10 protein-coding genes are annotated in these 12,566 nt (G+C 63.1%); 5 read left to right on the plus strand and 5 right to left on the minus strand.

The genetic code is table 11. From position 1 onward, the window contains the following. Window positions 1-15: 15 nt before the first annotated feature. Window positions 16-4,185: a bifunctional nitrate reductase/sulfite reductase flavoprotein subunit alpha gene (locus U5782_RS35085; protein WP_322048435.1), complete on the plus strand. Its 4,170-nt coding sequence runs from the start codon at window positions 16-18 to the stop codon at window positions 4,183-4,185. A gap of 29 nt (window positions 4,186-4,214) precedes the next feature. Here the strand turns inward: U5782_RS35085 and U5782_RS35090 are convergent, their stop codons facing one another. The 3 genes from U5782_RS35090 to U5782_RS35100 form a co-directional block, all read right to left on the minus strand. Next, window positions 4,215-4,418: a hypothetical protein gene (locus U5782_RS35090; RefSeq protein WP_322048436.1), complete on the minus strand. Its 204-nt coding sequence runs from the start codon at window positions 4,416-4,418 to the stop codon at window positions 4,215-4,217. A gap of 140 nt (window positions 4,419-4,558) precedes the next feature. Beyond that, window positions 4,559-5,530, minus strand: coding sequence for a sensor domain-containing diguanylate cyclase (locus U5782_RS35095; protein WP_415914459.1), 972 nt, complete (start codon window positions 5,528-5,530; stop codon window positions 4,559-4,561). A 161-nt stretch (window positions 5,531-5,691) separates the two neighbouring features. Then, window positions 5,692-6,606 (minus strand): LysR family transcriptional regulator, encoded by a 915-nt coding sequence (locus U5782_RS35100; protein ID WP_322048438.1) that lies wholly within the window; start codon window positions 6,604-6,606, stop codon window positions 5,692-5,694. A gap of 128 nt (window positions 6,607-6,734) precedes the next feature. Here U5782_RS35100 and U5782_RS35105 point away from each other — a divergent pair, with 128 nt between their 5' ends. Both U5782_RS35105 and U5782_RS35110 read left to right on the plus strand, forming a co-directional pair. Further along, a complete protein-coding gene (locus U5782_RS35105) occupies window positions 6,735-7,253 on the plus strand; it encodes an SRPBCC domain-containing protein (RefSeq protein ID WP_322048439.1) in 519 nt (172 codons plus the stop codon). 79 nt (window positions 7,254-7,332) lie between these two features. Further along, complete coding sequence (locus U5782_RS35110; RefSeq protein ID WP_322048440.1) at window positions 7,333-7,806, plus strand: GNAT family N-acetyltransferase; 474 nt, start codon at window positions 7,333-7,335, stop codon at window positions 7,804-7,806. A 102-nt stretch (window positions 7,807-7,908) separates the two neighbouring features. Here U5782_RS35110 and U5782_RS35115 read toward each other — a convergent pair whose 3' ends face one another. Continuing rightward, window positions 7,909-10,152 carry an NADP-dependent isocitrate dehydrogenase gene (locus tag U5782_RS35115; protein WP_322048441.1) on the minus strand — a complete coding sequence of 748 codons (2,244 nt, stop codon included), beginning with the start codon at window positions 10,150-10,152 and terminating at the stop codon, window positions 7,909-7,911. A gap of 512 nt (window positions 10,153-10,664) precedes the next feature. Between U5782_RS35115 and U5782_RS35120 the strand changes: the two genes are divergently transcribed. Together U5782_RS35120 and U5782_RS35125 are read left to right on the plus strand one after the other, a co-directional pair. Continuing rightward, window positions 10,665-11,081 (plus strand): MarR family winged helix-turn-helix transcriptional regulator, encoded by a 417-nt coding sequence (locus tag U5782_RS35120; protein ID WP_322048442.1) that lies wholly within the window; start codon window positions 10,665-10,667, stop codon window positions 11,079-11,081. Between the two features lie 64 nt (window positions 11,082-11,145). Continuing rightward, window positions 11,146-11,409, plus strand: coding sequence for a hypothetical protein (locus tag U5782_RS35125; protein WP_322048443.1), 264 nt, complete (start codon window positions 11,146-11,148; stop codon window positions 11,407-11,409). A 21-nt stretch (window positions 11,410-11,430) separates the two neighbouring features. Here the strand turns inward: U5782_RS35125 and U5782_RS35130 are convergent, their stop codons facing one another. Beyond that, window positions 11,431-12,255, minus strand: a complete 825-nt coding sequence (locus U5782_RS35130; protein ID WP_322048444.1) for an alpha/beta hydrolase — start codon at window positions 12,253-12,255, stop codon at window positions 11,431-11,433. Window positions 12,256-12,566 lie beyond the last annotated feature (311 nt).

Genomic DNA, 12,566 nt, shown 5'->3' on the forward strand with positions numbered 1-12,566 from the left:
CAAAGAGAAACGGACATGGCGGGCAAGAACGTCAAGACGGTGTGCCCTTATTGCGGCGTAGGCTGCGGGATGGTCCTGCACGTCGAGGATGGCGAGGTCAAAAAGATCTCGGGCGATGCCGAGCACCCGACCAATTTCGGGCGCCTGTGCACCAAGGGCTCCTCGGCGCACGTGGCGCTGCGCAAGTCGGGCCGGCTCGAACGCGCCTTCGTGCGGCGCGCGCGCGACGCCGACCCGGTGCCGCTGCCCGTCGCCCAGGCCATCACTGATACGGCCGCGCGCCTGCGCGCGACGCTCGACGCGCATGGCCCGGACGCGCTCTCGTTCTATGTCTCCGGCCAGATGTCGATCGAGGCGCAGTACCTCGTGAACAAGCTCGCGAAGGGCTTTGTCGGCACCAACAATATCGAATCGAATTCGCGCCTGTGCATGGCGAGCGCGGGCAGCGGCTACAAGCTCTCGCTGGGCGCGGACGGCCCGCCGGGCTCGTATCAGGACTTCGACAAGGCCGACTGCTTCTTCGTGATCGGCGCGAACATGGCCGACTGCCATCCGATTCTGTTCCTGCGCATGATGGATCGCGTGAAAGCCGGAGCGAAGCTGATCGTGGTGGACCCGCGCCGCACCGCGACAGCGGACAAGGCCTCGCTCTATCTGCCGATCAAGGCGGGCACCGATCTCGCGCTGCTCAACGGCCTGCTGTATCTGCTGCACGAAAACGGCCACACGGATGCCGAATTCATCGCGAGCCATACCGATGGCTGGGAGGCGATGCCGGCTTTCCTCGCCGACTACACGCCCGAGAAAGTTGCGGACATCACGGGTCTCGCCGAGGCCGATATTCGCCGCGCCGCGCAGATGATTGGCGACGCGCCCGAGTGGATGAGCTGCTGGACGATGGGCCTGAATCAGAGCACGCATGGCACGTGGAGCACCAACGCGATCTGCAATCTGCATCTGGCCACGGGCAAGATCTGCCGCCCGGGCAGCGGGCCGTTCTCGCTCACGGGCCAGCCCAACGCGATGGGCGGGCGCGAGATGGGTTACATGGGGCCGGGCTTGCCCGGTCAGCGCTCGGTGCTCTCCGAGGACGACCGCGCTTTCGTGGAGGACCGCTGGAACGTGCCGCGCGGTACGCTCACGACGAAGCTGGGCGGCGGCACCATCGACATGTTCTCGCGCATGGCGGCAGGCGAGATCAAGGCATGCTGGATCATCTGCACGAATCCGGTGGCCTCGGTCGCGAACCGGCAGACCGTGGTGGCGGGTCTGCGCGCCGCCGAGCTGGTGATCGCCCAGGACGCTTTTCTGGATACCGAAACAAATCAATACGCCGACGTGCTACTGCCCGGCGCGCTTTGGGCCGAAGCCGAAGGCGTGATGATCAACTCCGAGCGCAACATGACGCTCACGCAGAAGGGGATCGAACCGCCTGGCGAAGCGCTGCCCGACTGGCAGATCATCGCGCGGGCGGCCTGTGCGATGGGCTTCGAGAAAGCGTTCAGCTACGCGAGCGCGGCCGAAGTCTTCGACGAGATCGTGGGCTTTTCGAACCTGAAGACAGGCTACGATCTGCGCGGCGCGAGCCACGCGAAGCTGCGCGAAACGCCGTTGCAATGGCCGTGCGCAGCCGACTCGAAGGATGACCGCCATCCGGTTCGCTATCTGAACGATGGCGTGAGCCAGACGCTGCGCGAAGACGCGGACGGTAGCCGCCCGCGCATCGCGTTCGCCACGCCGAATGGCAAGGGCGTGTTCTTCGCGCGTCCGCATGTGGCGCCAGCTGAACTGCCCGATGGCACCTTCCCGATCGTCTTCAACACGGGCCGCCTGCAACATCAATGGCACACCATGACGAAGACGGGCAAGGTGGCGATGCTCAACAAGCTCAACCCGTCGCCCTTCGTCGAGATCCATCCCGAGGATGCGGGCGCGCTCGGCATCGTGGCGAAGGATCGCGTGGAGGTGCGCTCGCGACGCGGCCGCGTCGTGCTGCCCGCCGTGATCACCGACCGCGTGCAACCCGGCAACTGCTTCGCGCCGATGCACTGGAACGATGTGTTCGGCGACGATCTGTGCGTGAACGCGGTCACGAACGACGCGGTCGATGCCATATCCCAGCAGCCCGAACTGAAATTTTGTGCGGTCGCGCTGACGCGCGTCGCGCCCGAGCCACCCGTGGTCGAACCCGACGTTAGCGATACGTCGGATCGGCACGACACTGGCCGCGCCGCTTTGCAACAGGAATTCGACATGACCCGAATCGACGCGTTTGCGAATCTACTCGATCTTGGCGCGCTGCCCGCGCCCACGCTCAGCGAAACGGAGCGGCTCTATCTCGCGGGCTTCGTCAACGGCCTGCGTGCCTCGCGCACCGACGCGACCGATGGCGCGGCGTTGCCGGTGCTGCCGGATAATGCGCCGATGCCCGTCGCAAAGCGCGCATGGGTGGACGGTCTGCTGGCGGGCCTGTTCAGCCGCGCCGGCTCGCGCGCCGCACCCGCGCTCGAAGCCGTGGCGCAGCAGGACGAGCAGCCGGGCAGCGTCCGTATCGCTCACACGCGTCCGAAGGTGGTGCTGCTCTGGGCCTCGCAAACGGGCAACGTCGAATCGCTCGTCGAGCGTTACGCGACGCAGTTGATGGAATCGGGCTGCGAGATCCGTACGGCTTGCATGGCGGACTATCCGCTCGCGAATCTGGAAAAGGCTCAATACGTACTGCTGATGACGAGCACCTTCGGCGACGGCGATTCGCCCGACAACGGCGAGCCGTTCTGGTCCGCGCTCAAGGCCGACAACGCGCCTAAGCTCGCCGGTTTGCGTTACGCGGTGCTTGCGCTGGGCGACCGCAACTACGACCAGTTCTGCGGCCACGGCCGCAATCTCGACACGCGTCTGGAAGCGCTGGGCGCGCAACGTTTGATGGCGCGAGTCGATTGCGACAGCGAATTCCAGAGCAGCGCCGATGCATGGCTCGAGCGCGTCGCGGCACGCATCAAGGAAGAAGACGCCGCGCTGCACGCCGTGCCCGCGAGCGGTTCGATTCCCGAAGTTCTGCCCGGTTGCGCGCCGACGAAGACGCGTCCCGGCGCGTCGCGGCTGGTCGACAACGTGCGCCTGAATTTGCAGGGCGCAAGCAAGGACACGCGCTATTTTTCGTTGTCGACGGGCGAGGCGGGCATCGAATACGAAGCGGGCGATGCGCTGGGCGTCTGGCCGACGAATTGCCCGGCGCTCGTGGATGAATTGCTGACGCTCACGCATTTGTCCGCCGATATGCCTGTGGACGTGCCCGGCGTCGGCGATATTCGCCTCGCCGATGCCTTGAGCCATCACTACGAGATCGCGCGGCCCGGTCCCGATGCGCTCGCGCTCATCGCGGCGCGTGCGCGCGGCCAGGGCTTGAGCGAGCTGCTGCGCGAAGACCGCAAAGCCGATCTGAAGAACTGGTTGTGGGGGCAACAGCTTGCCGACGTGCTGCACGAATACCCGGTCGAACTCTCCGCGCGTGAGCTGACGGGCATGCTCAAGCGCCTGCAACCGCGGCTCTATTCGATTTCATCGAGCCCGAAGGCGCATGCGGGCGAAGTGCATCTGACCGTCTCGGCCGTGCGGTATCACAATGGCCGGCGCGATCGCAAAGGTGTGGCATCGACTTTCCTCGCTGACCGTGCGGCCGCAGGCAGCGTGCCCGTGTTCGTGCAGAAGAGCACGCATTTCCGCCCGCCGCGCAGCAGCGACGCGCCGATGATCATGGTGGGCCCCGGCACGGGCGTAGCGCCGTTCCGCGCCTTCCTGCACGAGCGCCGCGCACGCGGCGACGCGGGCCGCAACTGGCTGTTCTTTGGCGAGCAGCACTCGGCCACCGACTTCTACTATCGCGACGAACTGGAGCAGATGCGCAAGGACGGGCTGCTCAACCAGCTCGATCTCGCGTTCTCGCGCGACCAGCACGACAAGGTCTACGTGCAGGACCGCATGCGCGAGAACGGCGCGCAACTATGGGCATGGCTGGAGGAGGGCGCGCACTTCTATGTCTGCGGCGACGCGAGCCGTATGGCGAAGGACGTGGACGCCGCGCTGAAGACGGTAGTGGCGAAGCACGGCGGCATGAGCGACGATGCCGCCGGCGAATACGTCGGGCAGATGGCGCGCGATCGGCGTTATGTGCGCGACGTGTATTGAGTTTTCACTTGGGCGGCGCAGGCCGCCGCTCAGCGCGTTCTGCCGCGCAAGACTTCGTGGCCCGCGTAGATGGCGAGAAAAACACCGAGCAGAATCGCGGGCATCGCCATCGACTGATCGGCGGTGCCGGCGCCCAGCCACAGCCCCGCGCCCGTTGCCGCCGAGGCAATGCCCAGCGCCAGGCCGGTTATGGCCCGAGTGTTGCGTGCGCGCGCAATGTGTCGTGTGGTCATATCGCCCCCCGATGAGCGTGTTGTCGTGTATAGGGGGACGATACGCCGCCAGAAATATGAAAACATTAGCTGGCGAGAATAGGCGCCGCATCCAGTATGCGAAAACGCATATGGTGCGAGGGGCGTTGTACGCGCGAGGCCTAACGCCGCTCGCTCGCCGTCGCGCGTTTTTGCTGATACATCGCGGCGTCGGCACGCGCGAGCAGATCGTCCACGGACGACGGCAGATCGTCGCGCATCATCGCCATGCCTACGCTGCTGCGCAACTCATAAGGTTTTTGCGCGGCACGATTGAACAGATCGAGTTGATTGCGAATGCGCTCCACGGCGGTCATCGCGCCGGATTCGTCGGTGCTGGAGAGCAGCACGGCGAATTCGTCGCCACCCATGCGGCCAATCACATCGCCTTCGCGCAGTGCCGTGCGCAATATCGTTGCAAATGCAACGAGTGCGCGATCGCCTTCGGCGTGACCGTAGGTGTCGTTGATCGGCTTGAAACCGTTGAGGTCGAGATAGAGCAAGGACGCGGGACGCTGTGCGCCGCGGCACAGGCGCACCGCCTGTTCGGCGAGCGACTTGAAGCCGCGCCGGTTGGCGAGACCCGTGAGCTCGTCCGTGGTCGCCATCTGCGTAGTGGCGATTTCCTGCTCGGCCATATCGGCGAGATCGCGTAGCACGATGCGCTCTTCGTCGTCGAACAGGCGCGGGCGGCTGTCGATCACGCACAGCGTGCCGAGCCGGATGTCACTTGATACCGAAAGCGGGCAGCCCGCGTAAAAGCGGATGTTCGGCGTGCCGGTGACAAGTGGATTGTCGGCGAAGCGCACGTCGATGCTCGCATCGTTCACGAAGAACAGATCGTTGCCAAGGATCGCGTGACCGCAGAAGGACACATCGCGCGAGGTCTCCGAGACATCGAGACCCGGATGCGACTTGAACCACTGACGCCCGGTATCGACCAGCGTGATGGCGGCGATGGGGACGTTGAAAAGACGCCGTGCGAGACGCGTGATGCGATCGAAACGGTCCTCGGGCGGCGTGTCGAGGATCTTGTACGACCGCAGAACTTCCATACGCTCGGCTTCGTTCGCAGGTTCGGAAGGTCGAAGCATGAATGAATGAGGCAGTGGGAAAAGATGCCATTGATTCTAGCGCGAAGCGTCGAATTGCAAGGACAAATAGTGTCAGCGAATGTCAGCGATATGCCGTATCGATGTGCCTGCATCGAACAGCTTTCGAATCGATTGCGCCTGCATGCCAATCCCAAGCTGATTTATAGCGATTCGCAAACTTCGAATAGCAAGGCACGTGCCCAGCGCCGCGCAGGATCGCGATGCGTGCGCTCGTGCCAGGCCGCCGTCTTGGTGAACCCGGGAATCGCGAGCGGGGGAGCGAGCACGGCGAGGCCTTCGCCGTGCGCCGCACGCTCGGCGAGCCGTTGGGGCACGACGGCAATCAGGTCGCTCGCGCGCAGAATTTCTGGCAATACAAGAAAGCTCGTGACCGAGAGCGCCACGCGCCGCTTGCGCCCGAGTTGCGCAAGCGCTTCATCGGTCACGCCTTCGAATGCGCCGCCCGAATACGATACCAGCGCGTGATCGAGCGCGCAAAAACGCGCGAGCGTGATGCGCCCGCGCGCGGCGGCGGGATGATCTTTACGTATCGCGCATACATAGCGTTCGTCGAACAGACGCCGTGCATGCAGATCGGATGGCGTGCTTTCGGGCGTCACGAGCGCGATATCGACGTCGCCGCGTGCGAGTTGCGCGTGCAACGAGGGGTCCTGAGCGGGCACCACTGCCACGCGTATGCCCGGCGCATCGCGACGCAACGCGGCGAGGTAGGGCGCGACGACGGCCTGCAACGCGTAATCGGTAGCGGCGAGCGTGAGCGTGAAATCCGCGCGGGCGGGATCGAAGGCCTGCGGGGTGAGCAGGGTCTCGACTTCGCCGAGGATCTGCCTGACTGGCGCGGCGAGTTCCAGCGCGCGCATCGTGGGCGCGATGCCACGTTGCGTGCGCACGAACAGCGGATCGTCGAAGGCTTCGCGCAGCCGCATGAGCATGCCGCTCACGGCGGGCTGGGTGAGCGACAGGCGCAGCGCGGCGCGCGTGACGTTGCGCTCGTCGAGCAGGGCGTCCAGCGCGCGCAGCAGGTTCAGATCGATCGTCCTGATATCAGCTGGCATGATGTCTAAAATAAAAATACTCGATTGGTCTTATTTCAGCATAGCGGCCATCATGGTGAACGTCTAGCAGGCACACAACGTCTGTTTCCACCATGTTCATTCTCGAGCATCGAGATCTGGAGCTAATCATGCAAGCAATCATCTGGCCCGACGACTATCTGCCGGGCACCACGGACAATTTCGCTTCGAACGAAGTCATCGTTGCGCGCCTGAGCGTGGCCGACGTGTGGCCGCTGCTCGCGGACACCACGGCGTGGCCCACGTGCTACAGCAATGCATCGGATATCGTCTTCCACGATGGCACGGGGCCGGTGTTGTCGGCGGGGGCGCGGTTTCGCTTCACGACGTTTGGCTTTCCGGTCGAAGCCGAAGTGACCGAATTCGTGCCGGCTGCCGCGGGCCAACCCGCGCGTGTGGCGTGGCATGGCTGGGTCGAAGGCGATGCGAAAAGCCGCCTGGACGTCCATCATGCGTGGCTGCTGGAAGACCTGCCAGGTGGCCGCGTGCGGGTGCTGACGCAGGAAACGCAGAAGGGCACACCCGCCGTGGAACTGGCCAAAACGCGGCCGAATCCCATGATCAACGGGCATCAGGAATGGCTCGATGGGTTGATCGAATCGGCGCAGAAGATTAGTAAGGCGAAGTAATTTTCTGGATCGAAGTCAGTGCGGCCAGGATCGGGCGGCGTTACCATGAGCACTCGAAGACGCTCATGGAAACCCGCTCGTGCCGACTCAATTAATTCCGCATTTTTCCATCCGTCCCGTTCGGGACGACGACAAGGCCGCATGGTATGCGCTCTGGCGCGCGTACTGCGGCTACTACGATGTTGCCCTCGATGAACGCGTGACCGCGCGCACGTGGGAACGCATCGTGAGTGCCGCCGAACCCATCCACGCACTGATCGCATACTCGGAAGACGGCACGGCTTTGGGCCTGTGCAATTACGTGCTTCATCCCAATACGTGGAGCGACCAGACGGTGTGCTATCTGGAAGACCTGTATGTTGCGCCTGCGGGCCGCAGGCAAGGTATCGCGACGGCGTTTGTCGAACGGCTCAAGGCTATTGGCGTCGAGCAGAACTGGTTCCGGATTTACTGGGTGACCAATCAGGAGAATACGGCGGCACAGGCCGTCTATGACCCGATCGCGACGCGTACGGGTTATGTGCGCTATGAAATCGCGATGAACCGCAAGTGAAGGGCGCCTTCCGGCACCCCAAACAAAAACGCCCTTGCAGCTTCCGCTGCAAGGGCGTTTCTACAACGAGGCCTAGAAATAAGGCCTCGAATCCTCTACGACTTACTTCGCGACGACTTCAAGTGCCGCGTTGAACGTCGCGCTCGGGCGCATGACTTCAGCAAGCTTCACGAAGTCCGGCTTGTAGTAGCCGCCGATGTCGACCGGCTTGCCCTGAACCGCAGCCAGCTCGGCAACGATCTTCTGCTCGTTGTCGGCCAGCGCCTTCGCGAGCGGTGCGAACTGAGCCGCGAGTTCCGCGTCGTCCTTCTGTGCGGCCAGCTCTTGTGCCCAGTACATCGACAGATAGAACTGGCTGCCGCGGTTGTCCAGCTCGCCGGTCTTCGGCGACGGGCCCTTGTTGTTGTCGAGCAGCTTGCCGGTGGCGGCGTCGAGCGTCTTCGCGAGCAGCTTGGCGCGCGCGTTGTTCGTCTTGATGCCGAGGTCTTCCAGCGAGACAGCCAGCGCGAGGAATTCGCCGAGCGAGTCCCAACGCAGGTGGTCTTCCTGAACCAGCTGTTGCACGTGCTTCGGAGCCGAGCCGCCTGCGCCCGTTTCGTACATGCCGCCGCCCGCCATCAGCGGAACGATCGACAGCATCTTTGCCGAGGTGCCCAGTTCCATGATCGGGAACAGGTCGGTCAGGTAGTCGCGCAGAATGTTGCCGGTGACCGAGATCGTGTCCAGACCGCGGATCACGCGCTCCAGCGTGTAACGCATCGCGCGCACTTGCGACATGATCTGGATGTCGAGGCCGGTCAGATCGTAATCCTTCAGGTACGTTTCGACCTTCTTGATCACTTCGTTTTCGTGCGGACGGTACGGGTCGAGCCAGAACACAGCCGGCGTGCCCGAGTTCTTCGCGCGCGTGACGGCGAGCTTGACCCAGTCGCGGATCGGCGCGTCCTTCACGAGGCACATGCGCCAGATGTCGCCTTGCTCGACTTCCTGCGTGAGGCCTTCGAGGACTTCACCCGTAGCGTTGTCGACGATGCGCGCCGTGCCGTCTTGCGGCACTTCGAAGGTCTTGTCGTGCGAACCGTATTCCTCAGCCTTCTGTGCCATCAGGCCGACGTTGGGCACCGTGCCCATGGTCTTCGGATCGAACGCGCCGTTGGTCTTGCAGAAGTTGATGATTTCCTGGTAGATGCGCGCGAACGTGCTTTCCGGAATCAGGCACTTCGTGTCGGCCGGACGGCCGTCGGCGCCCCACATCTTGCCGCCTGCGCGAATCATCGCGGGCATCGATGCGTCGACGATCACGTCGTTCGGTGCGTGCAGGTTCGAGATACCCTTGGCCGAATCGACCATCGCCAGCGCCGGACGGTGCTCGTGGCACGCGTGCATGTCGCGGATGACTTCTTCGCGCTGCGATTCCGGCAGCGTTTCGATCTTCGTGTACAGATCGACCAGACCGTTGTTGACGTTCACGCCGAGTTGTTCGAACAGCTTGGCGTGCTTCGCGAACGCGTCCTTGTAGAACGTGCGCACAGCGTGGCCGAACACGATCGGGTGCGAAACCTTCATCATGGTCGCCTTGACGTGCAGCGACAGCATGACGCCGGTCTTGCGCGCGTCTTCCATTTCGGCTTCGTAGAAGGCGAGCAGGGCCTTCTTGCTCATGAACATGCTGTCCACGATTTCGCCGGCTTGCAGCGTGACCTTCGGCTTGAGCACGAGGGTCTCGCCGCCCTTCGTCACGAGTTCCATGCGCACTTCGCGCGCCTTGTCATTCGTGATCGACTTTTCGCCGTGGTAGAAGTCGCCGTGCTTCATGTGCGCGACGTGGGTGCGCGAAGCCATGCTCCACTCGCCCATGCTGTGCGGGTGCTTCTTCGCGTAATTCTTGACTGCCAGCGGCGCGCGGCGATCCGAGTTGCCTTCACGCAGCACCGGGTTCACAGCCGAACCGAGGCACTTCGAATAGCGCTTCTGGATGGACTTTTCTTCGTCGGTCTTCGGATCTTCCGGGAAATCGGGGATCTTGTAGCCCTTGCCCTGGAGTTCCTTGATCGCGGCGACGAGCTGCGGCACCGATGCGCTGATGTTCGGCAGCTTGATGATGTTCGTTTCCGGCAGCTGCGTGAGACGACCCAGTTCAGCCAGGTTGTCCGGGACGCGCTGTTCTTCCGTGAGGAATTCGGGGAATTCGCCGAGGATACGGCCTGCCACAGAAATATCGCTGGTCTCGACGTTCACGCCGGCCGGCGCAGCGAAAGTGCGGATGATCGGCAGAAACGCGCTGGTGGCGAGCAGCGGCGCTTCATCGGTCAGGGTATAGATGATGGTGGGTTGCTGGGTACTCATCGGCTTCTTGGCGGGATCGTTAAACGAGGTGGTAACACCACCGGCTGCGCGCAGTCGGCGAAACACCTGGATTTTGCCTCAATTTCCGATGGCCTGGGGCGCAAGTCGACATGTATTTCATATTGTGAAATTGCGTTGCGCGCGGGAGTTTGAGCGTGAAATCGTCTCGCTCGGCGCGATGGAGCGGCGCTGCGCTGAAAACGTTACCGCGCCAAAGTCCCGCCACATAAGGGCTTACAGCACTTGGGGAGCAATCTGACCCTGTCGCGACCATTTTGGGTTTCGTACCCTTGATTCCCTGTCAAGCTGGTGAAGACCCTTGCTCAAACAGAGAGGAATCGCCGAGTCTTATAGAAGAATTTTTTTCCGGGCACGATCGTTTTCCGGCCGATTCTCCTGGTCGTTTAGTGGGGTATTCGCGTTGGTTGGGTCGTCGGGCGGAGCGCAAAATTGACTGTCGCAGGCATCCGATAACAATTGCCTTGCTAATCAATTCGTGATCTGATGAGGCCATGTTCGATCACTGCCTTTACTTCAATTCGGCGGCGCTCGCGCGCCTCGTGGAGCGCGAGTGGAGCGCTGCGTATGCGCCGTTTGGCCTGACGCCCGCGCAGGGGTTCGTGCTGCGCGTTGTGCTCGCGAAGCCGGGTTGCCTCGCGAGCGACGTCGCACAGACGCTCGGCATCGCGCGACCGACGGCCACGCGCCTTGTGGACAATCTTTGCGAGAAGCAACTGCTGGAGCGCCGCCAGAGCGAAGCGGACGGGCGCGAGTGGGCGCTTTTTCCGACTGCGGACGGGGCGGCGCTCGACACGCCGATCAACACGGCCAGCGCGGAAATCGCTCGCGCGCTGCGTGCGAAAGTGGGGGGCGATCTGTTCGAATCGACGGTCACCGGCATGCGAAAGATCCGCAAAGGAATGGGCTGAGACGGCGAGATTCGAGCCGTTTTTTCCTTTAGATAATTGTCTTGCTAATCAAATGGAGTGGGCGATGGATGAGACTGGATCGAATCGCGGGCGAGCGGCGAACCCCCGGGACGAACCGGGCAGGTGGCTAGAGGGGTGTCTGCTTGCGGCTGTGGTTGTGGGCGTCCTGGCGGCGGCGATCGTCAGACTGCCGCGCGAAGCCGAGGCGAACCGGCACGCCTGCATGGCTACGCACGCGGACGAACTGCATGCGAGCCTCGCCGCGTTCGGGCAGGACCCGACATGGCAGGGCGCGTTTCTGGACGCGCTCGCCGAGTGTTCCCGCTGAGCGAGCGCGCCGTGCCGCGTCTTATTTGCGGTTCAGGAATTCCAGCAGGTCGGCGTTGACCTTGTCGGCCTCGGTCGTGCACATGCCGTGCGGCGCGCCCGGATAGATCTTGAGCGTCGCGTTCTTGACGATCTTCGCGGAGAGCTTGCCGGCATCGTCGATCGGCACGATCTGATCGTCGTCGCCGTGCAGGATCAGCGTGGGCACGTCGATTTTCTTGAGGTCTTCGGTGTAATCGACTTCCGAGAACTCGTGCACGCATTCGTAGAGCGCGAGCACACCGCCCAACATGCCCTGGAGCCAGAACGAATCGATTGTGCCCTGGGAGACCTTCGCACTGCTGCGATTGAAGCCGTAGAACGGCACGGCCAGATCCTTGAAGAACTGCGAGCGATCGTCCACGACACTCTTGCGGATGTTGTCAAACACTTCCTTGGGGAGGCCGCCCGGGTTCTGCTCGGACTTGATCATGATGGGCGGCACGGCGCCGATCAGCACCGCGCCCGCCACGCGCTTCGTGCCATGACGGCCGATATAGCGCGCGACTTCGCCGCCGCCCGTCGAATGGCCGACCATCGTGGCGTCCTTCACATCGAGCTTGTCGAGCAACTCGGCGAGGTCGTCGGCCCAGGTGTTCATGTCGTTGCCCTTGGCGGGCTGGTCCGAACGACCGTGGCCGCGACGGTCGTGGGCGATCACGCGAAAGCCCTTTTGCACGAGAAACAGCATTTGCGCGTCCCATGCGTCGGCCGAGAGCGGCCAGCCGTGGCTGAAGACGACCGGGCGGCCGCTGCCCCAATCCTTGTAATAGATCGACGTGCCATCGCGGGTGGTGAACGTGCTCATCTGAAGCGCTCCTGGTTGGGGCTTGAGGGAATGATGCGCAGGGGAATGCTACGGCGTTGAGGCAGCACGACGCTGCGCGCGGGTAAGCGCGATGCCTGCCGGCGCGTGGTATTCGATGTTCGGGAACCTGGCGGTGAGACGGGACTGATCGTGGGCGATATTCAGCTTTCGCTATTCGCACACGATGTGGAGTATAGGGACGTTCGCGAGGCGGTGGTGTGAAGGTGTGCAGTTGGATTTTTTGGCTTCGCCTGGATGTATGGAAACTAATCGATATTTGCGCGCGGTGCGCTGAGTATTTGGCTTTGGCC

The organism is Paraburkholderia sp. J67 (genome assembly GCF_905220265.1).
Classification (GTDB): domain Bacteria; phylum Pseudomonadota; class Gammaproteobacteria; order Burkholderiales; family Burkholderiaceae; genus Paraburkholderia.

Bases quoted from the DNA above. Each gene is read 5' to 3' on its own strand.
- U5782_RS35100 (WP_322048438.1), bottom strand. From the start codon at position 6,606: ATGCCAGCTGATATCAGGACGATCGATCTGAACCTGCTGCGCGCGCTG.
- U5782_RS35125 (WP_322048443.1), top strand. From the start codon at position 11,146: ATGGATGAGACTGGATCGAATCGCGGGCGAGCGGCGAACCCCCGGGAC.
- U5782_RS35090 (WP_322048436.1), bottom strand. From the start codon at position 4,418: ATGACCACACGACACATTGCGCGCGCACGCAACACTCGGGCCATAACC.
- U5782_RS35105 (WP_322048439.1), top strand. From the start codon at position 6,735: ATGCAAGCAATCATCTGGCCCGACGACTATCTGCCGGGCACCACGGAC.
- U5782_RS35095 (WP_415914459.1), bottom strand. From the start codon at position 5,530: ATGCTTCGACCTTCCGAACCTGCGAACGAAGCCGAGCGTATGGAAGTT.
- U5782_RS35120 (WP_322048442.1), top strand. From the start codon at position 10,665: ATGTTCGATCACTGCCTTTACTTCAATTCGGCGGCGCTCGCGCGCCTC.
- U5782_RS35130 (WP_322048444.1), bottom strand. From the start codon at position 12,255: ATGAGCACGTTCACCACCCGCGATGGCACGTCGATCTATTACAAGGAT.
- U5782_RS35085 (WP_322048435.1), top strand. From the start codon at position 16: ATGGCGGGCAAGAACGTCAAGACGGTGTGCCCTTATTGCGGCGTAGGC.
- U5782_RS35115 (WP_322048441.1), bottom strand. From the start codon at position 10,152: ATGAGTACCCAGCAACCCACCATCATCTATACCCTGACCGATGAAGCG.